Consider the following 20,239-nt stretch of genomic DNA (forward strand, 5'->3'; position numbering starts at 1 on the left):
GTGCGTGCCCTTGGCCGCTGGAGCGACCGAATGAACGCCGTCGTCTCGCCGCAAACCGTGAAGCGCAGTGTCGCGGTCGAGTTCACCGACATCGTCAAGGCCTTCGGCCCGGTGCAGGTGCTGCATGGCGTGAGCTTCTCGCTTGCGCCGGGGCGCGTGTACGGGCTGCTGGGCGAGAACGGCGCGGGCAAGTCCACGATGATGAAGATCCTCGCCGGCTACGAGCAACCCACCGCCGGCAGCGTGAGCGTCAACGGCGCGGTTCAGCACTTCGCCAACTCGCGCGACGCCGAGGCGCTGGGCATCGTGCTGATCCACCAGGAGTTCAACCTGGCGGAAGACCTCAGCGTGGCGCAGAACATCTTTCTCGGCCACGAGAAGAAGAAGGGGTTCTGGCTCGACGACGCGGCGATGGAGCGCGAGTCCTCGGCGGCGCTGGCCGAGGTCGGGCTGAAGATCGACCCGCGCACAAAGGTGCGGCGCCTCATCGTCGCGGAGAAGCAGCTGGTCGAGATTGCCAAGGCGATCGCCAGGCACGCGCGGCTGTTGATCATGGACGAGCCGACCGCCACGCTCACGCCGGGGGAGACCGAGCGCCTGTTCAAGCTCATCGCGCAGTTGCGCGCGGACGGCGTCACCATCGTCTACATCTCGCACAAGCTCGACGAAGTGGAGCGCGTGACGGACGAGGTGATCGTGATGCGCGATGGCCGCTTCGTGGCGCGGGCGCCGACGGCCGATCTCACGCGGCAACAGATGGCGAACCTCATGGTCGGACGCGAACTGGCCGATCTCTTTCCGCCGCGCGACCTCGTGGCGCACGACGCCCCGCCCGCGATGCAGGTACGCGACTTCAGCGTGCCCGGATGGGCGCGGGAGGCGAGCTTCGAGGTGCGGCCGGGCGAGATCCTGGGCTTTGCCGGGCTGGTGGGCGCGGGGCGCACGGAACTGTTCGAAGGCCTGATGGGCCTGCGCCCGTCGAGCGGCGACGTGCAGATCCTCGGCAAGCCGGTGCGCCTGCGCAATCCGCGCGATGCGGCGCGGCACGGCTTCACCTACCTGAGCGAGGACCGCAAGGGCAAGGGCCTGCACGTGAACTTCGGGCTGCGCCAGAACCTCACGCTGATGGCGCTGGAGCAATACGCCCGCCCATGGCTGCGGCCCGATGCGGAACGCGCGGCGCTCGGCCAGGCGGTGAAGGACTACGGCATCCGCACCGGAACGCTGGAGGCGAAGGCGTCGTCGCTGTCGGGCGGCAACCAGCAGAAGCTCGCGCTGGCCAAGGTGCTGCAGCCGAAGCCGAGGATCGTGGTGCTGGACGAACCGACGCGCGGCGTCGACGTCGGCGCCAAGCGCGACATCTATTTCCTGATCCAGCGACTGGCCCGCGAAGGGCTCGCCGTGATCGTCGTCTCGTCGGAGTTGATGGAACTGATCGGCCTGTGCCACCGCGTCGCGGTGATGCGCGCGGGCCGGATCGTCGCCACGCTGGACGCGGACCATCTCACCGAAGAGGGGCTGATCGCTCATGCCACCGGAACAAACTAAAGAGTCCGAGGGCGCCCAGCACCGCGCCGAGGCCAAGCCGCGCTGGACCGAGCACCTGCGCGGCATCGGGCCGGTCGCGGGGCTGGTGCTGCTCTGCATCGCCGGCACGCTGCTCAACAGCGACTTCGCGACGCCAGATAACGTGATGAACGTGCTCACCCGTACGGCCTTCATCGGGATCATCGCGGTGGGCATGTGCTTCGTGATCATCTCGGGCGGCATCGACTTGTCGGTGGGCTCGATGGCGGCGCTGATCGCGGGGAGCGTGATCATGTTCATCAATTGGGCGGGACCGGCGACGGGCTCGCCGCTGATGGCGGTGGTGCTGGGCGCGGGGCTGGCGGTGGTGCTGGGTGCGCTGTTCGGGCTGACGCACGGGCTGCTGATCACCAAGGGGCGGATCGAGCCCTTCATCGTGACGCTGGGCACGCTGGGGATCTTTCGGGCATACCTCACGTACTTTGCGAACGGCGGCGCGCTGACGCTGGACAACGATCTGTCGGACCTCTACGCGCCGGTCTATTACGCGAGCCTCGCGGGGATTCCGATTCCGGTGTGGGTGTTCGTCATCGTCGCGGTGGTGGGCGCGCTGATCCTCAACCGCACGGCCTACGGGCGCTACGTCCAGGCCATCGGGTCCAACGAGCAGGTCGCGCGCTACGCCGCCGTCGACGTGGACCGGGTGAAGATCCTGACCTACGTGCTGCTCGGCGTCTGCGTGGGTGTTGCGACGCTGCTTTACGTGCCGCGCCTGGGCTCCGCATCGCCGACCACCGGGCTGCTGTGGGAGTTGGAAGCCATCGCGGCCGTGATCGTCGGCGGCACCGCGCTCAAGGGCGGCGCAGGCAGCATCACCGGCACGGTGATCGGCGCAATCCTGCTCTCGGTCATCAGCAACATCCTGAACCTCACCAGCATCATCAGCGTGTACCTCAACGCTGCGGTGCAGGGCTTCGTGATCATCATCGTCGCGTTCCTGCAGCGCGGTCGTCGCTAGTTCGTTCCCGTCGTTCCAACCACCCCTAGGAGACATCCCGCATGACATCCATCACCCGTCGCATCGCACTCACCGCCGTCGCGGCCGCTGCGTTCGCCAGCCTGCCGGCGCTGGCCGCCGAGAAGGTCAATCTCGGCGTGTCGATCCCGGCCGCCACGCACAGCTTCATGGGCGGCATCAACTACTGGGCCAACCAGGCGAAGAAGGACCTGGAGAAGGCCAACCCGGACCTGAAGATCACGATCAAGACGGCGGCCAACGCCGGCGAGCAGGCGAACCAGCTGCAGGACCTGTCGACCGTGACCAAGATCAACGCGCTGGTCGTGTTCCCGTTCGAATCGGCCGCGCTGACCAAGCCGGTGGCGCAGGTGAAGGCCAAGGGCGCCTACGTGACGGTGGTCGACCGCGGCCTGACCGACACCAGTGCGCAAGACGCCTACGTGGCCGGCGACAACACGGCCTTCGGCAAGATCCCGGCCGAGTACATCGTCAAGCAGCTGGGCGGCAAGGGCAACGTGGTGGCGCTGCGCGGCATCGCGACCACGCTCGACAACGAACGCATGGATGCCTTCAACTCGGTGCTCAAGGGCAGCCCCGACGTGAAGCTGCTCGACGCCAAGTACGCCAACTGGAACCGCGACGATGCCTTCAAGGTGACGCAGGACTACCTCACGCGCTTCAAGAGCATCGACGCGATCTGGGCCGCCGACGACGACATGGCGGTGGGCGTGCTGAAGGCCATCGAACAGGCCAAGCGCGACGACATCAAGGTCATCTTCGGCGGCGCCGGTGCGAAGGACATGGTCAAGACCATCATGGACGGCAAGGACAAGCGCATCACGGCCGACGTGAGCTACTCGCCGAAGTTCATCTACGACGCGATCAAGCTGACGGCCGAAGCGCGGCTGAAGGGCGAGAAGCTGCCGGCGACCACGATCATTCCGTCGGTGCTGATCACGAAGGACAACGCCAAGGAGTTCTATCACCCCGATTCGCCGTTCTGAGCGATCGCTCCCCGGTATTGCTCCCTCTCCCGGAGGGAGAGGGGCCAGACAACTTCCAGACCTTGGGCCCATCCATGAGCACTTCAACTTCCCCGCGCAAGCTGCGCTACGCCATGGTCGGCGGCGGGCGCGATGCGTTCATCGGCGCGGTCCATCGCCATGCGATCGCGCTGGACGGGCAGGCCGAGTTCGTGGCGGGCGCGTTGTCCTCCACGCCGGACAAGGCGCGCGCCTCCGGCCGCGACTTGCTGTTGGCCGACGACCGCAACCATGGCGACTGGCAATCGTTGCTCGCCGACGAGTTGAAGCGCCCGGCCGACCAACGCATCGACTTCGTGGCGATCGTCACGCCCAACCATGTGCACTACCCGGTGGCGCAGGCTTTCGTCGACGCGGGCTTTCACGTGGTGTGCGACAAGCCGCTGGTGCACACCTGCGTGCAGGCCGATGCGCTCGTGGCGGCGGTGCAAAGGCAAGGAACGGTCTTCGGCGTCACCTACAACTACACCGGCTATCCGATGGTGCGGCAGGCCCGCGCGATGGTGCAGGCCGGCGAGATCGGCGAGGTGCGCAAGGTCGTCGTCGAATACAACCAGGGCTGGCTGGCATCTCACCTGGAAGGCACCGGCAACAAGCAGGCCGACTGGCGCACCGACCCGGCGCGCAGCGGCGCGGCGGGGGCCATCGGCGACATCGGCTCGCACGCCGAGAACCTCGTCGCCACGGTGACCGGGCTGGAGATCGAAAGCCTCTGCGCCGACCTCACGCGCTTCGTGCCGGGCCGCGCGCTGGACGATGACGGCAGCCTGTTGCTGCGCTTCAAGGGTGGGGCGCGCGGCGTGCTGATCGCCTCGCAGATCAACGCGGGGCTGGAGAACGACCTGCGGCTGCGCGTGTCGGGCTCGCTCGGCACGCTGGTCTGGCGCCAGGAGCAGCCGAGCCGTCTCGAGCACCTGCCGCACGACGGACCGCTTCGCATCTACACGCGCGGCGCGTCGTGGCTGCATCCGGCGGCGCAGCGCGCAAGCCGCATTCCGGCCGGGCATCCGGAAGGCTTCATCGAGGCCTTTGCCAATGTGTATGCCGGCGTCATCGCCGACATCCGCGCCAGGCTGGACGGCAGCCAGGCCGACCCGCTGGTCGCCGACTATCCACACGTGGAAGACGGTGCGCGCGGCGTGCGCTTCATCGAGCGCACGGTGGCGTCCGCGGCGAGCGAGGCCAAGTGGACACCCTGGGCCGGCTGAACCGCCGCATCCGCTGAGGCGCGCTGTGGCACGTGGCCACTGCGGCGGGCGGGCGTATGCCGATTGCGCTATATCGGTGCGCGACGCGGCGCTGTACAAGCCCAGCATGCTTGCGCCTTCCCCGTTTCCGACCCTGAAAAAGCCGCTGACCTGCGTCGCGCTCTGCCTGCTCTGCGGCAGCGCGCTTGCCGCTTCGCCCACCGACTATCCGCCGCGCAAGCCCGGGCTCTGGGAGATGAGCTTGCAGACCGGTGGGGCCACCGGCGCGAAGACGCTCGCGGCGCACGTCACCCAGCAATGCATCGACACCGCGAGCGACAAGGCGATGCGCGAGATGGGCATGGGCATCGGCGAGAAGATGTGCAGCAAGCAGGAAATGCGGGCCGAGGGCGGCGGCTTCGTCGTCGATTCGGTGTGCCGCATCGACCTGGGCAGCGGCACCGCCAGCACCGCGACCACGCACGGCGTGATCAGCGGCGACTTTGGTTCCGCCTACCGCATGGTCATGCGTTCCACCTACGACCCGCCGATGATGGGCCGGACCCAGGGCGAGACCGTCATGGAAGCCAAGTGGCTCGGCCCCTGCAAGGCCGGCCAGAAGCCAGGCGACATGGTCATGCCGGGCGGGCAGACGATGAACGTGCTGGAAATGATGAAGCAGCAGCCGAAGAAGTAACGAGGCCGCGCCCGTATTCCGCTCAACCCATCAGGCTGACGTGGGCAGACACCACCCGCCAGCCTTCGGGCATGCGCACCCAGGTCTGGCTTTGCCGGCCGATGCGGTCGCTGCCGGCGCGCCTGAACTCGACGTTGGTCACGGCGAAGTCCTGGCCGAAGCTGGTGACCGAGGTGGCGGTGATCTCGCGCTCGAGGTTCACCGCCGGCCGGCCCTTGCGGAAATCGCGGATCGCGTCGTAGCCGTAGAGGTTCTCGCTCGCGCCATAGCGCAGCGTGTGGGGGGAGTTCCAGAACAGCATGTCGAGCACGGGCACGTCATTGCTCACGAGCGCTTGCTGGTATTGCGCGAAGACGGCTTCGACTTCGGCGAGGACGTCGGGGAGATTGATGGCGGTCATGGCGGCAGCGTAGTGCAAGTTGCATGCCGAATGGCTTCGCCACGTCGCCGATCCATCGGCGGTAGCGCTAACGCGTCGGTAGAATCGCAAGAATGAGCAGTTCCGCCAGCCCCACACGACGTCCTCGGCGCGGCAGCGGCGCCGTCACCCTGCATGACGTGGCCAAGCTGGCCGGCGTGGCGCCGATCACCGCCTCGCGGGCCTTGAGCAAGCCTTCGCAGGTGTCCGCGGACGTGCTGCGCAAGGTGACCGATGCGGTGAGCCGCACCGGATATGTGCGCAACGTGCTGGCCGGCGGCCTGGCGTCGGCGCGCAGCCGGCTGGTGGCCGCGGTGGTTCCGACCATCTCCGGGCCGGTGTTCCAGCAGACGGTGCAGGCGCTCACCGATGCGCTGGCGGCGCACGGCTACCAACTGATGCTCGGCCAGAGCGGGTACGTCGATTCACGCGAGGACGCGCTGCTCGAAGCCATCATCGGGCGGCGGCCCGACGGCATCGTCCTGACCGGCATCGTGCATTCGGCCGAGGGGCGCAAACGGCTGATGGCCGCGGGCATTCCGGTGGTGGAGACCTGGGACCTGACGCCCACGCCGCTCGACATGCTGGTGGGCTTCTCCCACGCCGAGGTAGGGCGCGCGGTGGCCGGATTCCTCGTTGCGAAGGGGCGCAAGTCGCTTGCGGTGGTGGCTGGCGATGACGAGCGTTCGATCCGGCGGCTGGCCGCCTTCCGGGAAGCGGCCCAGGCCGCCGGCCGGGGCGAGGTGCCGGTGGTGCGGATGCCCGCGCCGACCACGCTCAAGAGCGGCCGGATCGCGCTGGGCGAGTTGCTGGCACGCAGCCCCTCCGTCGACGCGGTGTTCTGCAGTTCCGACCTGCTCGCGCTCGGCGTGATGACAGAGGCGCAGTCGCGCGGCATCGCGGTGCCCGGCCGGCTGGCCGTGGTCGGCTTCGGTGACCTGGAGTTCTCGGCCGACCTGCATCCCGCGCTGACCACGGTCCGCATCGATGGCACCGCGATAGGGCGCCAGGCCGCCCAGTTCATCGTCGACCGGGCCGAAGGGCACGAGATCGCGCAGCGGGTGGTCGACGTCGGTTTTTCCATCGTCGAGCGCGAAAGCGCCTGAGTCTCCTTCAACCAGGTGACCGAAGGACTTGACGGCATGAACGGTAGCGCTATCATTCAATCTTCGACAAATAGATAGCGCTACCAAACCGAGATCGGCGCGAATTTCCAGGAGACAAGCTCATGAAGCAAGCAATCGCGGCGCTCGCCATCGGCGTGGCAACCGCCACAGGCGCCTTCGCCCAGGCTTGGCCCAGCAAGCCGGTGACCATCGTCGTGCCGTTCCCGGCCGGCGGTTCGACCGACATGGTGGGCCGCGCGATCGGCACCAGGCTCGGCGCGAAATTCGGTCAGTCCTTCGTGGTCGACAACAGGGCCGGCGCGACCGGCACCATCGGCGCCACGCAGGTCAAGCGCGCCGCGCCCGACGGCTACACCTTCCTCGTGACCTCGCTGGGCCCGCTGGTGATCGCGCCGCACCTGATCAAGGGCATGCAGTACGACGCGCTCAAGGACTTCGACCCGATCACCGTCGCCGTGCAGGCGCCCAACGTGCTGGTGGTGCCGGCCAATTCGGCGATGAACAGCGTGGCCGACGTCATCGCCAACGAGAAAAAGAACCCCGGCAAGATGACCTTCGCCTCGTCGGGCAACGGCTCCAGCGACCACCTCACGGCGGAGGTGTTCTGGCAGCAGACCGGCACGACCGGCCTGCACGTGCCGTACAAGGGTGGGGCGCCGGCCATCACCGACCTGCTGGGCGGCCAGGTCGATGCGTCGTTCCAGAACGTCAACGCCGTCGTGCAGAACATCAAGGCCGGCAAGCTCAAGGCGCTGGCCGTCACGGGCGACAAGCGCTCGCCGGTGCTGCCCGACGTGCCGACCCTCGGCGAAGCGGGCGTGAAGGGCGTCGACGTCTATTCCTGGCAGGCGCTGGTCGCGCCCAAGGGACTGCCGGCGGACATCAAGGCGCAGATGCACGAAGCCACTGTCGCCGCGCTCAACGATCCGGGCGTGAAGCAGCAGTTCTCGGCCATCGGGCTCGAGGTCGTCGCCAACACGCCGGCGCAGTTCGCCACGTTTCAGCAGGCCGAGTACGCGCGCTGGAAGAAGGTGATCGAGATCGGAAAGATCACGGCGGATTGAGTGTTGCTCCGCCCCAGCTTGGCCTCACTGCGCGTGGAGCGCCCACCCCCACCGGAGGCGACACCGACGGGTCGGCAACGCCGGCTCCGCAGTTGCGCTTGGCTCGTCCCCAAGTCGCCGCGCACTTCGCGTATCTGCTCCCACCCCGTACCGGGGGCGACACCGGTCGCCCGGCAAGCCGGTCCCGGGGAGTCTCACGAATCTTGATCGCGCTCGTCGAGATGCGCTTGCCCGACGAATCTGATTGCGCTTGATTCGGGCTCCCATTACTGTCACACCCCCACGTAGAACCATGAACGCACCCGCTTCCTCAGCCACCCCCGTCATCACCGAGTTGCGCGTGATTCCCGTCGCGGGCCGCGACAGCATGTTGCTCAACCTGAGCGGCGCGCACGGGCCGTTCTTCACGCGCAATCTGCTGATCCTCACCGACAGCTCGGGCAACACCGGCGTCGGTGAAGTGCCGGGTGGCGAGAGGATCCGGCAGACGCTGGAGGACGCGCGCGAGTTGATCGTCGGCCAGCCGCTCGGCTCGCAGCAACGGCTGGTGCAGGAGGTGCAGCAGAAGTTCGCCGACCGCGACAGCGGCGGGCGCGGCTTGCAGACCTTTGACCTGCGCATCGCGATCCACGCGGTGACGGCCATCGAGTCGGCGCTGCTCGACCTTCTGGGCAAGCACCTCGGCGTGCCGGTCGCGGCGCTGCTCGGCGAAGGCCAGCAACGCGAGGCGGTCGAGATGCTCGGCTACCTGTTCTACGTCGGCGACAAGGCGAAGACCGACCTGCCCTATGCCAGCGACCCGGGCGCGGACAACGACTGGTTCCGCCTGCGCCATGAAGCGGCCATGACGCCCGACGCCATCGTCAAGCTGGCAGAGGCCGCCCACGCGCGCTACGGCTTCAACGACTTCAAGCTGAAGGGCGGCGCGCTGCGTGCGGAAGAAGAGATCGAGGCCATCGTCGCGTTGCACGAGCGTTTTTCGCAGGCACGCGTCACGCTGGACCCGAACGGCGGCTGGCTGCTGAAGGACGCGATCCGCCTGATGCGCGACATGCGCGGCGTGGTCGCCTATGCCGAGGACCCTTGCGGCGCCGAGGAAGGCTTTTCGGGCCGCGAAGTGATGGCCGAGTTCCGCCGCGCCACCGGCCTGCCGACGGCCACCAACATGATCGCCACCGACTGGCGACAGCTCAGCCATGCGCTGGCGCTGCAATCGGTCGACATCCCGTTGGCCGACCCGCACTTCTGGACCATGGCCGGCTCGGTGCGCGTGGCGCAGACCTGCCGCGACTGGGGCCTGACCTGGGGCTCGCATTCGAACAACCACTTCGACGTTTCGCTGGCCATGTTCACCCACGTCGGCGCTGCCGCGCCCGGTCGCGTCACCGCGATCGACACGCACTGGATCTGGCAGGACGGCCAGCGCCTGACCAAGGAGCCGCTGCAGATCGTCGGTGGCCTGGTGCAGGTGCCGAAGAAGCCGGGCCTGGGCGTCGAGCTCGACATGGTGGAGGTCGAGAAGGCGCACCAGCTCTACAAGGAACACGGGCTCGGGTCGCGCGATGATGCGATCGCCATGCAGTTCCTCGTGCCGGGCTGGAAGTTCGATCCGAAACGCCCCGCACTCGACCGCTGATTTCAACCCCAACACAACCAAAAGGCTCGCCATGAGAGAAAACCGCTTGCGCACACTCTGGAAATCCGGCGGCGCCGCCATCAATGGATGGCTGGCCATTGCCAACAGCTTCTCGGCCGAGACGATGGCGCACCAGGGATGGGACTCGCTGACCATCGACCTGCAGCACGGCGTGGTCGACTACCAGGCCATGATCCCGATGCTGCAGGCGATCTCCACCACCGACACCGTGCCTGTCGTGCGCGTGCCCTGGCTGGACCCGAGCGCGCTCATGAAGACGCTGGACGCCGGCGCTTCCGCCGTCATCTGCCCGATGATCAGCACGCGCGAAGAGGCGCAGAAGCTGGTCGCCTACACGCACTACGCGCCGCGCGGCACGCGCAGCTTCGGCCCGATCCGCGCGCTGCTCTACAGCGGCGCCGACTACGCCACGCATGCCAACGACTCCATCGTCACTTTCGCGATGATCGAGACCGCGCAGGCGCTCGACAACCTCGACGCGATCATGTCGGTCGAAGGGCTCGATGCGGTCTACATCGGGCCGTCGGACCTGTCGCTGGCCCTGGGCTGCCGGCCGGTGTTCGACGACGTCGACCCGAAGGCACAGGAAGCCATCGACCACATCCTCGAACGCGCCAAGGCCCATGGCCTGGTCGCCGGCATCCACAACGGCACGCCCGAAGGCGCGATGAGCCGCATCGCCAAGGGCTTCCAGTTCGTCACCGTCAGCTCGGACGCGCGGCTCATGGCTGCGGGCTCGCAGGCGGTCTTGTCGAAGATGCGCGCCGAGCCGGTCGTCGCAACCTCGTCCGGCTCCTCCACTTACTGAACCCAGAAGGAACAACACATCATGAAGATCGGTTTCATCGGCCTCGGCATCATGGGCGCACCCATGGCCCTGCACCTCGTCAACGGCGGCCACCAGCTCTACTACGTCAAGCGCAGCAAGGTGAACGCAGAGATCGCGGCGAGCAATGCCGTGGCCTGCGCCTCCGCCAGGGAAGTCGCGCAGCAGGCCGAGGTCATCATCCTGATGGTGCCGGACACGCCCGACGTGCAGGCGGTGCTGTTCGGCGAGGGCGGCGTTGCCGAGGGCCTGTCGAAGGGCAAGACCGTGATCGACATGAGCAGCATCTCGCCGATCGAGACCAAGGCCTTCGCGAAGAAGATCGCCGATCTGGGCTGCGACTACCTCGACGCGCCGGTCTCCGGTGGCGAAGTGGGCGCCAAGGCCGCGAGCCTGACCATCATGGTCGGCGGCACCGAGGAAGCCTTTGCCAAGGCCAAGCCGCTGTTCGAGCTGATGGGCAAGAACATCACGCACGTCGGCGGCGTCGGCGACGGGCAGACCACCAAGGTGGCCAACCAGATCATCGTGGCGCTGAACATCGCCGCCGTGGGCGAGGCATTGCTGTTCGCGAGCAAGGCCGGCGCCGACCCGGCGAAGGTGCGGCAGGCGCTGATGGGCGGCTTTGCCTCGTCGCGCATCCTCGAAGTGCACGGCGAACGCATGATCAAGCGCACCTTCAATCCGGGTTTCCGCATCGCGCTGCACCAGAAGGACCTGGCCCTCGCGCTGTCGGGTGCCAAGGCCATCGGCGTCGCATTGCCGCAGACGGCTTCCGCCGCGCAACTCATGGGCGCCTGCGCCGCCAACGGCTGGGACCAGCTCGACCATTCGGCGCTGGTCAAGGCGCTGGAACTGATGGCTTCGCACGAGGTCGCGCAAGGCTGAGCCGCGAAGACCTGCAAGCGCCCGCCGGGTGGGCGGGTTTCCCTCGAAAAACAAGACGGAGACAGACAAATGCAAGATGACACTGGCCTTCAGGCGCGCCGCGGCTTCCTCAAGTCGGCGGCCGGCGCGGGACTCGCGGCGCTGGGCGGCCTGGCCGGCGCGCAGTCCTTCGACTTCAAGCCGGCGCAACGCTACCCCGACCCGGCGGTGCTGATCCTCGACCCGAGCTTTGCCAAGTACCGGCTCTACAGCAGCACGGTCGAGCAGGTCGGCACCGGCATGCGCTGGGCCGAAGGGCCGGTGTACTTCCCGGAAGGCGGCTACCTCCTGTGCAGCGACATCCCGAACAACCGCCTCATGAAGTTCGACGAGAAGACGGGCAAGTTCAGCGTGCACAAGGAGAACGTCAACTATGCCAACGGCAACACGCGCGACCGACAGGGCCGCCTGGTCACCTGCGAGCACTCGGTGACGCGGCGCATCGTGCGCACCGAGAAGAATGGCCAGGTGACGGTGCTGGCCGACAAGTTCGAGGGCAAGCGCCTCAACGCGCCGAACGACATCGTGGTGAAGTCCGACGACACCATCTGGTTCACCGATCCGATCTTCGGCATCGGTGGCGAGTGGGAGGGTGCGCGCGGTACATCCGAGCAGGCCACGACCAACGTCTATCGCCTCGCACCAGACGGCAACCTGACGGCCGTCATCACCGACCTGCTGAATCCGAACGGCATCGCCTTCTCGCCCGACGAGAAGAAGCTTTACGTGGTCGAGTGGAAGGGCACGCCCAACCGCAGCATCTGGAGCTATGACGTGGGCGCCGACGGCAGCGTGTCGGGCAAGACCAAGCTGATCGACGCGGGCGGCCCGGCGTCCATCGACGGCTTCCGTGTCGACCGCGACGGCAACCTCTGGTGCGGCTGGGGCTACACCGGCGCCTTCGCGCCCGAGGCCACCGACGTGCCCGGCGGCATGAAGGCGCACCAGCCGCTGGCCAGGCCGGAAGACATGGACGGCGTGAAGGTGTTCAGCCCGCAAGGCAAGCCGATCGGCTTCATCCGCCTGCCCGAACGCTGCGCCAACCTGGAGTTTGGCGGGCCCAAGCGCAACCGGCTGTACATGGCGAGCAGCCATTCGCTGTACGCGCTCTACGTGGAGTCGCACGGGGCGGTTTGAGACGCCTTAAAACCGACGCAGCCGTTACAGTTCACCGTGGTGAACAACGGTGAAAGGAGTCGGCGTGAAGAAGTGGTTCGTGTCGATGTGCCTGGCTTGCGCCGGGGTGGGCGCATGCGCTGAAACCGCATGGTTCACCGTGGTGGGCAATCCGCAATCGCCCGACGTGGACACGGTGCAGGTCGATCCCGTGGCCCTGACGCTGCCCAGCGGCGTGAAGAACATGTACATGCGGGTCAACCGGTCGAAGCGCCGGCTCAACTGGGACAAGCTGCCCTACCGTTCCTACGAGGCCCGGGTCGCCTTCGATTGCCGCGCGAACAAGGCCAGCTACATCATCGCGACCTTCTACCCCGAGCCCTTGTGGACCGGCCTGCCGGCCATCACCACCGAGTACACGACCGAGCCGAAGCCGATGCAGTTCCTCGACGTCGAGCCGAACCCGACCGACCGCATCATTCGGGCGGCCTGCCGCAGCGGCCCGACGTAGTCCGCTGCCCACAGCGCTTCGCGGCGCCCCGTTCCGTGCGCGCACGCGTGCGGCGGCCTACGATGGCACGCCATGAACGAGCCGCTGAACGAGCCGATGACCGAGCCGACGACCGAGCCGATGACCGAGCCCACCGCGCCATCCGGCAGTTCCGCCTCGCGTCCCGGCGATCTCGTCGTCGCGCGGCCCGAGGGCCTGTACTGCCCGCCCGGCGATTTCTACATCGACCCCTGGCGCCCGGTCGGGCGCGCCGTCATCACGCATGCGCACTCCGACCATGCGCGCGTCGGCCACGGGCACTACCTCGCGCAGGCCGACAGCGAAGGCACCCTGCGCAGCCGACTCGGCGCTGACATCCAGCTGCAGACGCTCGCCTATGGCGAGGCAATCGAGCACCACGGCGTGCGCGTGTCGCTGCATCCGGCCGGCCACGTACTGGGCTCGGCGCAGGTGCGACTTGAACATGGCGGTCGCGTGTGGGTGGCGTCCGGCGACTACAAGACCGAGCCCGACGGCACCTGCCCGCCCTTCGAGCCGGTGCCCTGCGACACCTTCATCACCGAATCCACCTTCGGCCTGCCGATCTACCGTTGGCCGACGCAAGCCGTGCTGTTCGCCGAGATCGACGACTGGTGGCGGCGCAATGCGGAGGAGGGCCGGGCGTCGGTGCTGTTCTGCTATGCCTTCGGCAAGGCGCAGCGCATCCTGCATGGGGTGGACGCGTCAATCGGGCCGATCGTCGTGCATGGCGCGGTCGAACCGCTGAACGCGGTGTACCGCGCGGCCGGCGTGGCGCTGCCGCCGACGGTGCGCGTGACCGACGCCGGCGTCGACGCGGCGATGCTCAAGCGTGCGCTGGTGCTGGCGCCGCCCTCGGCGCAGGGCACGCCATGGATGCGGCGCTTCGGCAACTATGCGGATGCCTTTGCCAGCGGCTGGATGCAGTTGCGTGGGACGCGGCGCCGGCGCGGCGTCGACCGGGGCTTCGTGATGAGCGACCACGCCGACTGGCCCGGCTTGCAGCTGGCCATCGCCGGCACCGGTGCCGAGCGCGTGCTGGTGACGCACGGCAGCGTGGCGGTGATGGTGCGCTGGCTCTGCGAGAACGGGCTCGATGCGCAAGGCTTCAAGACCGAGTACGGCGATGAAGACGTGGCGGACCGGGCGGAGGCGGCATTGGGATCGGGATCGGGAGCGGGAGCGGACTTGGCCGTACGCGAAGGACGCGAAGGTTCCGCGAAGGACGCGAAAGAACAGCCATGAAAAGGTTTGCGGCGCTGTATCGCGAACTGGACGCGACCACGTCGAGCCTTGGCAAGCAGGCCGCGCTGCAGCGCTACCTGCGCGTCGCGGCACCGCAGGACGCGGCCTGGGCCGTGTACTTCCTCGCGGGCGGCAAGCCGCGCCAGCTCGTGCCGGTGAAGCTGCTGCGCCTGCTCGCGCAGGAGGCGGCCGGCCTGCCGGAGTGGCTCTTCGACGAAAGCTACGAGGCGGTGGGCGATCTGGCCGAAACCATCGCGTTGCTGCTGCCGCCACCCTCGGAACAACACGACCTCGGCCTGGCGACCTGGGTCGAGCAACACCTGCTGCCGCTGCGCAAGACCGCGCCGGAGCAACTCGCCGACACGCTGCGCGCGCAGTGGCGACAACTCGCGCCGGACGAGCGGCTGGTGTACTTCAAGCTCATCACCGGCGCCTTCCGCGTCGGCGTGTCGAAGCTGCAGGTGACGCAGGCGCTGGCGGCCGTGGGCGGCATCGATGCCAAGCGCGTCGCGCAGCGGCTGATGGGCTACACGCACATCGGCGGGCAGCCGACCGCGAAAGACTATGCCGCGCTGATTGCAGCCGAGAGCGACGGCGAACAGAACCAGAAGACCAGCGGCCAGCCGTATCCCTTCTTCCTCGCGCATCCCTTCAACGTGGGGATCGAGCAGTTCGACGCACTGCTCGGGCCGCCCGCCGACTGGATCGTCGAATGGAAATGGGACGGCATCCGCGCGCAGCTCGTGAAGCGTGCCGGCGCGGTGTGGCTGTGGTCGCGCGGCGAGGAACTGGTGACGGACCGCTTCCCGGAACTCGCGACCATGGGCGAGGCATTGCCCGATGGCACCGTGCTGGACGGGGAGATCGTCGTATGGCGCGGCGATGAGACTTCCCCTGCGGGCGAAGGTCGCGTGCAGCCCTTTGCGGAGTTGCAGCGTCGCATCGGCCGCAAGACGCTCGGCGCAAAGCTGCTACGCGACATACCCGTCGTATTGCTCGCCTACGACCTGCTCGAATGGCAGGGCCAGGACTTGCGCGCGCTGCCGCAGGACGAGCGCCGCGCGTTGCTCGATGAACTGGTCGCGCAGCTGCGGCATCCGCAACTCATCGCGAGCCCGATGCTCACCGACGCAAGCTGGGCCGACCTGGCGCGCAAAAGGGAGGCCGCGCGCCAGATGGGCGTCGAAGGGATGATGCTGAAGCAGCGCCGCGCCGCGTATGGCGTGGGCCGCACCAAGGACGTCGGTACCTGGTGGAAGTGGAAGATCGATCCGCTCAGCATCGACGCGGTGCTGATCTATGCGCAGCGCGGCCACGGGCGTCGCGCGAGCCTCTACAGCGACTACACCTTCGCGGTGTGGGACGCAGCGCCGGGGCAGGAGGACCGCAAGCTGGTGCCGTTTGCCAAGGCGTACTCGGGCTTGACCGATGCGGAGATGGGCCGCGTCGATGCGGTCATCCGCAAGACCACTGTCGAGAGCTTCGGCCCGGTGCGCAGCGTGCGGCCGACGCTTGTGTTCGAGCTGGGGTTCGAAGGCATCGCGCGCAGCACGCGGCACAAGAGCGGCATCGCGGTGCGCTTTCCGCGCATGCTGCGGTGGCGAGAAGACAAGCCGGTGGAGGAGGCGGACACGCTCGACACGCTGGCCGCGTTGCTGCCGCCTGCTGCGGGAGCGGGAGTGGACACGGGCACGGGCACGAGCGCGGGCACGCGTCGGCGTGGCGCCGTGCAATCCGCGGACGATTCTCCCGATCCCGGCCTGTTGCCGGAGGACGAAGGCGCCTCGCCGTGAAGCAGGCCGATCTGCTCGCATGGTTTGCCTCGCGTGGTTGGAAGCCCTTCAAGTTCCAGCGCGACGTGTGGAAGGCCATCGCCGATGGACACTCCGGCCTGCTGCATGCGACCACCGGGGCGGGCAAGACGTACGCGGTGTGGCTTGGCGCACTGAAGGCTTTCGGCAAGGCGCCCGCGGCAACGCCGACCGCAGCCGGCACTCCATCTGCAACCACCACCACCAGAAAGTCAGCGCCACCCCTCACCGTGCTCTGGCTCACCCCCATGCGCGCCCTCGCCGCCGACACGCTGCGCGCCCTGCAGCAACCGCTCGAAGCGCTCCAACCCGACTGGACCTCCGGCGCCCGCAGCGGCGACACGCCCTCCGGCGAGCGCAGCGCGCAGAACACGCGCCTGCCGACAGTGCTCGTCACCACGCCCGAAAGCCTCTCCGTCCTGCTCTCCCGCGCCGACGCCAGGGACGTGCTCGACACCGTGCGGATGGTCGTCGTCGACGAGTGGCACGAGCTGCTCGGCAACAAGCGCGGCGTCCAGGTGCAGCTGGCGCTCGCGCGCCTGCGCCGCTGGAATCCGGCGCTGTGCGTGTGGGGCATGTCGGCCACGCTCGGCAACCTGCCCGCGGCCATGCGCACCCTGCTCGCCGGCCAAGAAGGCGTGATGGTGCAGGGCGAGGTGCCGAAGGACCTGGTCATCGATTCCCTGCTGCCCGGCCGTGCCGAACGCTTCCCCTGGGGCGGCCACCTGGGCCTGACGATGCTGCCGCAGGTCATCGACGAGATAGCAGGAAGCAGCACCACGCTGGTCTTCACCAACACGCGATCGCAGTCGGAGATCTGGTACCAGGCCATGCTCGAAGCCAGGCCCGAATGGGCCGGCGTGATCGCGCTGCACCATGGCTCGCTCGACCGCGCCGTGCGCGAGTGGGTCGAGGCCGGACTGAAGAAGGGCGAGCTGCGCGCCGTGGTCTGCACGTCGAGCCTCGATCTGGGCGTGGACTTCCTGCCGGTCGAGCGCGTGCTGCAGATCGGCTCGCCCAAGGGCGTGGCGCGGCTGCTGCAGCGGGCGGGGCGCTCCGGCCACGCGCCCGGTCGTCCGTCGCGCATCACGCTGGTGCCGACGCACAGCATCGAGATGGTCGAGGGCGCCGCCGCGCGCGCGGCCATCGCGGCCGGCCACATCGAGGCGCGCAGCACGCCGATCCAGCCGCTCGACGTGCTGGTGCAGCACCTGGTCACCGTGGCGCTCGGCGGCGGCTTCAGGCCCGACGACCTGTACGACGAAGTGCGCGAGACGGCGGCCTACGAACACCTCGGCCGCGCGAGCTGGGACTGGTGCCTGTCCTTCGTCACGCAAGGCGGTCCGTCGCTCGCGGCCTACCCCGACTACCACCGCGCCGTGCCCGACGCCGAAGGCATCTGGCGCGTGCCCGACACGCGGCTGGCCAGGCGTCATCGCATGAACATCGGCACCATCGTCAGCGACGCGAGCATGGCGGTGCAATACGTCGGCGGGGCGAAGATCGGCAGCGTGGAGGAAGGCTTCGTCGCACGCATGAAGCCGGGCGATTGCTTCCTGTTCGGCGGCCGCTTGCTGGAGCTGGTGCGCATCCGCGAGATGACGGCCTGGGTGCGTCGCTCATCAGGCAAGCGGCCGGCGGTGCCGCGCTGGAACGGTGGCCGCTTTCCACTGACGACCACGCTGGCCGACGCCGTCGTGCAGCAACTGGCGCTCGCAGGCGAGGGCCGCTACGAATCGCCCGAATTGCAATGCGTGCGCCCGCTGCTGGAGCTTCAGCAGCAGTGGTCGGCGCTGCCCACGCCGCAGACCCTGCTGGCGGAGTTGCTGAAGACGCGCGAGGGCTGGCACCTCTTCCTCTACCCGTTCGCGGGAAGGCAGGTCCACATGGGCCTGGCCAACCTGATCGCCTGGCGCGTGGCACAGGTGGCGCCGCGCACCTTCTCGATCGCCGTCAACGACTACGGCTTCGAGCTGCTGAGCGCCACCGAAGTCGACTGGCCGACGCTGCTGCCGCAAGTGCTGCAGGCGCGCGATGACAGCACGCTGCTGCACGAGGTGCTGGAGAGCCTCAACGCCACCGAACTCGCCCGGCGCCGCTTCCGCGAGATCGCGCGCGTGTCGGGCCTGATCTTCCAGGGCTACCCCGGCGAGAAGCGCAGCAACAAGCAACTGCAGGCTTCGTCGTCGCTGTTCTGGGAGGTGTTTCGCAAGTACGACCCGCAGAACATGTTGCTGCTGCAGGCCGAGCAGGAACTGCTGGCGCAGGAACTCGAAATCACCCGCCTGCGCGCCAGCCTCGCGCGCATCGCCGCGCAGCAACCCGTGGTGAAGACGCTGGCGCGACCCACGCCCTTCTCGTTCCCGCTGATGGTCGAGCTGTTCCGCGAGAAGCTCACGAACGAGAGCGTCGCCGACCGCATCGCGCGCATGGTCGAGCAACTGGAGAAGGCCGCCGGTGGTGCCGTGCCGATGGGGGATGTGGAGCGGGTGAAGAAGACGCTGGCGTTCGGGCAGGAGAACGTGTCGGTGCCGGGTGGCGAGCGGGCGGGGAGGGGGCGCCGGGAGCGCAAGGTTTCACGGCCGTTGCCGCCGTTGTGAGGGAGAGGGCGCGCCTCTTCAATGCCGCTGCCGGTTTTGCCCGAATGCATGCTTTCTTCCGCGTTGTCCCGGCAAGTGTCCAGGGCGTATAAACAGAGCATGGACGACACGATCGATCTACACAGGGAAGTCAACGCATTCTTCGACGCATTCGTCGTCGCCTTCAGCACTTTCGACGGCCGCCAGGTGGCGCGGCTGTATCGCGCGCCCTTTCTTGCCGTGCAAAGCGATGGCAGCGCGGTCTGCTTTCAGACGCAAGCGGAAGTCGAGGCGTACTTCCAGATGATGGTGGAGGACTACAGCGGCAAGGGTTGCCATTCGGGCCGCTTCGACGACCTGGTCGTGACGCCGCTCGGCAGCCAGGCCGTGGTGGCCAGCGTCACTTGGCACATCGGCGGCGTGATTGGGGAAACGCTCGCCACCTGGCGCGAGTCGTACAACCTGGTGCGCCTGGATGGCGTGCTGTACGTGGTCGCGTCCGTCGACCATGCCCGGTAGCCCCCTCAGCGCCCCTGGTTCGCCTTCACCCAGCGCACGATATCCGCCGCACCGATCGCGCCGGCCTGGCGCGCCACCTCGCGGCCGCCGCGAAAGAGGGCCAGTGTGGGAATGCTGCGGATGTTGAAGCGCGCACCCAGGTTCGGCACGGCCTCGGTGTCGACCTTGGCCACGCGCACATGCGGCTCCAGTTGCGCCGCGGCCTGCTCATAGCCCGGCGCCATCTGCCGGCATGGCCCGCACCAGGGCGCCCAGAAATCGACCAGCACAGGGATTTCGTTGCGCGCGACGTGGCGGTCGAACGCCGCTTCGTCCAGCGCGGCCGAATGCGCCGTGAACAGCGGCTTGTGGCAGTTGCCGCAATCGGGCGCGCTGCCCAGTTGCGCCTCGCGCACGCGGTTGGTGGTGTGGCAGTGCGGGCAGACGATGTGGAGTGACGGCGATTCGGTCATGGGCCGGAACTGGGGGCGGATTGGCGCAGTGCAAGGCTCAGGCGGTCCTGGGCGGAATCGCGTACGTGCCAACCACATGCGCGACCGGCTCCTCCAGTCCTTCGGAATAGAGGCTCACCTCGCCCACCGCCAGCGTCCGGCCCAGCTTGATGAGCTTGCACTCGCCAATGATGGCCCGGTCAGCCGATGGCTTGCGCAGGAAGTTGATGTTGAGGCTGGTGGTGACCGCCAGTGGGACGATGCCGATCTCCCCCAGCAGGGCCACGTACAGCGCCACGTCCGCGACGGTCATGAGCACCGGGCCGGCGACCGTGCCGCCCGGCCGCAGTTCGGCGATACCGACTTCGTGCCGGATGGTCGCGGCCTTGTCGCCCACGGAGAGCACGGTGCACTTGGATTGCGGAAACTCGGCGGCCAGGAAACTGGCGATCTCGGTCGCTGATGGCATGAAGGTCCTTCGGAAATCGCTGCCATCCTAACCAGCGCCCGGCCTTGGC

Annotated in this window: 18 protein-coding genes and 1 pseudogene; 16 read left to right on the forward strand and 3 right to left on the reverse strand. The window is 68.0% G+C overall.

The window, feature by feature from the left end; all coding sequences use genetic code 11:
- The first annotated feature begins 30 nt into the window (after window positions 1–30).
- The 5 genes from HB681_RS29670 (at window position 31) to HB681_RS29690 (ending at window position 5,472) form a co-directional block, all read left to right on the forward strand.
- Entirely contained in the window at window positions 31–1,548 is a 1,518-nt protein-coding gene (locus HB681_RS29670; RefSeq protein WP_213958465.1) for a sugar ABC transporter ATP-binding protein, read from the forward strand.
- The gene (locus HB681_RS29675) at window positions 1,529–2,545 is read left to right on the forward strand and encodes an ABC transporter permease (RefSeq protein WP_213958466.1); all 1,017 of its coding nucleotides are present in this window, start codon (window positions 1,529–1,531) and stop codon (window positions 2,543–2,545) included. The genes HB681_RS29670 and HB681_RS29675 overlap by 20 nt, the downstream gene beginning before the upstream one ends.
- A gap of 41 nt (window positions 2,546–2,586) precedes the next feature.
- Window positions 2,587–3,549 carry a substrate-binding domain-containing protein gene (locus HB681_RS29680; RefSeq protein WP_213958467.1) on the forward strand — a complete coding sequence of 321 codons (963 nt, stop codon included), beginning with the start codon at window positions 2,587–2,589 and terminating at the stop codon, window positions 3,547–3,549.
- A 74-nt stretch (window positions 3,550–3,623) separates the two neighbouring features.
- Window positions 3,624–4,796 carry a Gfo/Idh/MocA family oxidoreductase gene (locus HB681_RS29685; protein WP_256735148.1) on the forward strand — a complete coding sequence of 391 codons (1,173 nt, stop codon included), beginning with the start codon at window positions 3,624–3,626 and terminating at the stop codon, window positions 4,794–4,796.
- A gap of 106 nt (window positions 4,797–4,902) precedes the next feature.
- Window positions 4,903–5,472: a DUF3617 family protein gene (locus tag HB681_RS29690; RefSeq protein ID WP_213958468.1), complete on the forward strand. Its 570-nt coding sequence runs from the start codon at window positions 4,903–4,905 to the stop codon at window positions 5,470–5,472.
- A gap of 22 nt (window positions 5,473–5,494) precedes the next feature.
- Here HB681_RS29690 and hpxZ read toward each other — a convergent pair whose 3' ends face one another.
- Window positions 5,495–5,872 carry an oxalurate catabolism protein HpxZ gene (hpxZ, locus tag HB681_RS29695; RefSeq protein ID WP_213958469.1) on the reverse strand — a complete coding sequence of 126 codons (378 nt, stop codon included), beginning with the start codon at window positions 5,870–5,872 and terminating at the stop codon, window positions 5,495–5,497.
- 92 nt (window positions 5,873–5,964) lie between these two features.
- Here hpxZ and HB681_RS29700 point away from each other — a divergent pair, with 92 nt between their 5' ends.
- The 11 genes and pseudogenes from HB681_RS29700 to HB681_RS29750 all read left to right on the forward strand — a co-directional run bounded on the left by HB681_RS29700 (window position 5,965) and on the right by HB681_RS29750 (window position 19,290).
- The gene (locus HB681_RS29700; RefSeq protein WP_213958470.1) at window positions 5,965–6,996 is read left to right on the forward strand and encodes a LacI family DNA-binding transcriptional regulator; all 1,032 of its coding nucleotides are present in this window, start codon (window positions 5,965–5,967) and stop codon (window positions 6,994–6,996) included.
- A gap of 122 nt (window positions 6,997–7,118) precedes the next feature.
- Window positions 7,119–8,081, forward strand: coding sequence for a tripartite tricarboxylate transporter substrate binding protein (locus tag HB681_RS29705; RefSeq protein WP_213958471.1), 963 nt, complete (start codon window positions 7,119–7,121; stop codon window positions 8,079–8,081).
- Window positions 8,082–8,373: 292 nt separating this feature from the next.
- On the forward strand, window positions 8,374–9,717 hold the full coding sequence (gene gudD / locus HB681_RS29710) for a glucarate dehydratase (protein ID WP_213958472.1): 1,344 nt from the start codon (window positions 8,374–8,376) through the stop codon (window positions 9,715–9,717).
- Window positions 9,718–9,748: 31 nt separating this feature from the next.
- Window positions 9,749–10,546, forward strand: a complete 798-nt coding sequence (locus tag HB681_RS29715) for an aldolase/citrate lyase family protein (protein WP_213958473.1) — start codon at window positions 9,749–9,751, stop codon at window positions 10,544–10,546.
- Window positions 10,547–10,564: 18 nt separating this feature from the next.
- Entirely contained in the window at window positions 10,565–11,452 is an 888-nt protein-coding gene (locus HB681_RS29720) for a 2-hydroxy-3-oxopropionate reductase (protein WP_213958526.1), read from the forward strand.
- Window positions 11,453–11,521: 69 nt separating this feature from the next.
- Window positions 11,522–12,628 carry an SMP-30/gluconolactonase/LRE family protein gene (locus HB681_RS29725; RefSeq protein ID WP_213958474.1) on the forward strand — a complete coding sequence of 369 codons (1,107 nt, stop codon included), beginning with the start codon at window positions 11,522–11,524 and terminating at the stop codon, window positions 12,626–12,628.
- A gap of 64 nt (window positions 12,629–12,692) precedes the next feature.
- Window positions 12,693–13,118: a surface-adhesin E family protein gene (locus HB681_RS29730; protein ID WP_213958475.1), complete on the forward strand. Its 426-nt coding sequence runs from the start codon at window positions 12,693–12,695 to the stop codon at window positions 13,116–13,118.
- Window positions 13,119–13,238: 120 nt separating this feature from the next.
- Window positions 13,239–14,381, forward strand: coding sequence for a ligase-associated DNA damage response exonuclease (locus HB681_RS29735; protein WP_213958527.1), 1,143 nt, complete (start codon window positions 13,239–13,241; stop codon window positions 14,379–14,381).
- Window positions 14,378–16,042 (forward strand): annotated as a pseudogene (locus tag HB681_RS29740) (ATP-dependent DNA ligase); the annotation flags it as partial. The gene HB681_RS29735 and the pseudogene HB681_RS29740, both read left to right, overlap by 4 nt.
- Before the next feature lie 128 nt (window positions 16,043–16,170).
- Window positions 16,171–18,792 carry a ligase-associated DNA damage response DEXH box helicase gene (locus HB681_RS29745; RefSeq protein ID WP_345944779.1) on the forward strand — a complete coding sequence of 874 codons (2,622 nt, stop codon included), beginning with the start codon at window positions 16,171–16,173 and terminating at the stop codon, window positions 18,790–18,792.
- 99 nt (window positions 18,793–18,891) lie between these two features.
- Entirely contained in the window at window positions 18,892–19,290 is a 399-nt protein-coding gene (locus HB681_RS29750) for a hypothetical protein (protein WP_213958477.1), read from the forward strand.
- A 5-nt stretch (window positions 19,291–19,295) separates the two neighbouring features.
- Here the strand turns inward: HB681_RS29750 and trxC are convergent, their stop codons facing one another.
- Window positions 19,296–19,742, reverse strand: a complete 447-nt coding sequence (trxC, locus tag HB681_RS29755; RefSeq protein WP_213958478.1) for a thioredoxin TrxC — start codon at window positions 19,740–19,742, stop codon at window positions 19,296–19,298.
- A gap of 37 nt (window positions 19,743–19,779) precedes the next feature.
- Window positions 19,780–20,190 (reverse strand): PaaI family thioesterase, encoded by a 411-nt coding sequence (locus HB681_RS29760; RefSeq protein WP_213958479.1) that lies wholly within the window; start codon window positions 20,188–20,190, stop codon window positions 19,780–19,782.
- Between the last annotated feature and the right edge of the window lie 49 nt (window positions 20,191–20,239).

This window comes from Variovorax sp. dw_954 (assembly GCF_018449755.1).
In the GTDB taxonomy this organism is placed as follows: Bacteria; Pseudomonadota; Gammaproteobacteria; order Burkholderiales; family Burkholderiaceae_C; genus Variovorax.

What these genes read in the sequence shown, in the direction of transcription:
- HB681_RS29750 (WP_213958477.1), top strand. Translation starts at nt 18,892, where the DNA reads ATGGACGACACGATCGATCTACACAGGGAAGTCAACGCATTCTTCGAC.
- HB681_RS29670 (WP_213958465.1), top strand. Translation starts at nt 31, where the DNA reads ATGAACGCCGTCGTCTCGCCGCAAACCGTGAAGCGCAGTGTCGCGGTC.
- HB681_RS29715 (WP_213958473.1), top strand. Translation starts at nt 9,749, where the DNA reads ATGAGAGAAAACCGCTTGCGCACACTCTGGAAATCCGGCGGCGCCGCC.
- HB681_RS29705 (WP_213958471.1), top strand. Translation starts at nt 7,119, where the DNA reads ATGAAGCAAGCAATCGCGGCGCTCGCCATCGGCGTGGCAACCGCCACA.
- gudD (WP_213958472.1), top strand. Translation starts at nt 8,374, where the DNA reads ATGAACGCACCCGCTTCCTCAGCCACCCCCGTCATCACCGAGTTGCGC.
- HB681_RS29685 (WP_256735148.1), top strand. Translation starts at nt 3,624, where the DNA reads ATGAGCACTTCAACTTCCCCGCGCAAGCTGCGCTACGCCATGGTCGGC.
- HB681_RS29675 (WP_213958466.1), top strand. Translation starts at nt 1,529, where the DNA reads ATGCCACCGGAACAAACTAAAGAGTCCGAGGGCGCCCAGCACCGCGCC.
- HB681_RS29700 (WP_213958470.1), top strand. Translation starts at nt 5,965, where the DNA reads ATGAGCAGTTCCGCCAGCCCCACACGACGTCCTCGGCGCGGCAGCGGC.
- hpxZ (WP_213958469.1), bottom strand. Translation starts at nt 5,872, where the DNA reads ATGACCGCCATCAATCTCCCCGACGTCCTCGCCGAAGTCGAAGCCGTC.
- HB681_RS29735 (WP_213958527.1), top strand. Translation starts at nt 13,239, where the DNA reads ATGACCGAGCCCACCGCGCCATCCGGCAGTTCCGCCTCGCGTCCCGGC.
- HB681_RS29760 (WP_213958479.1), bottom strand. Translation starts at nt 20,190, where the DNA reads ATGCCATCAGCGACCGAGATCGCCAGTTTCCTGGCCGCCGAGTTTCCG.
- trxC (WP_213958478.1), bottom strand. Translation starts at nt 19,742, where the DNA reads ATGACCGAATCGCCGTCACTCCACATCGTCTGCCCGCACTGCCACACC.
- HB681_RS29690 (WP_213958468.1), top strand. Translation starts at nt 4,903, where the DNA reads ATGCTTGCGCCTTCCCCGTTTCCGACCCTGAAAAAGCCGCTGACCTGC.
- HB681_RS29725 (WP_213958474.1), top strand. Translation starts at nt 11,522, where the DNA reads ATGCAAGATGACACTGGCCTTCAGGCGCGCCGCGGCTTCCTCAAGTCG.
- HB681_RS29680 (WP_213958467.1), top strand. Translation starts at nt 2,587, where the DNA reads ATGACATCCATCACCCGTCGCATCGCACTCACCGCCGTCGCGGCCGCT.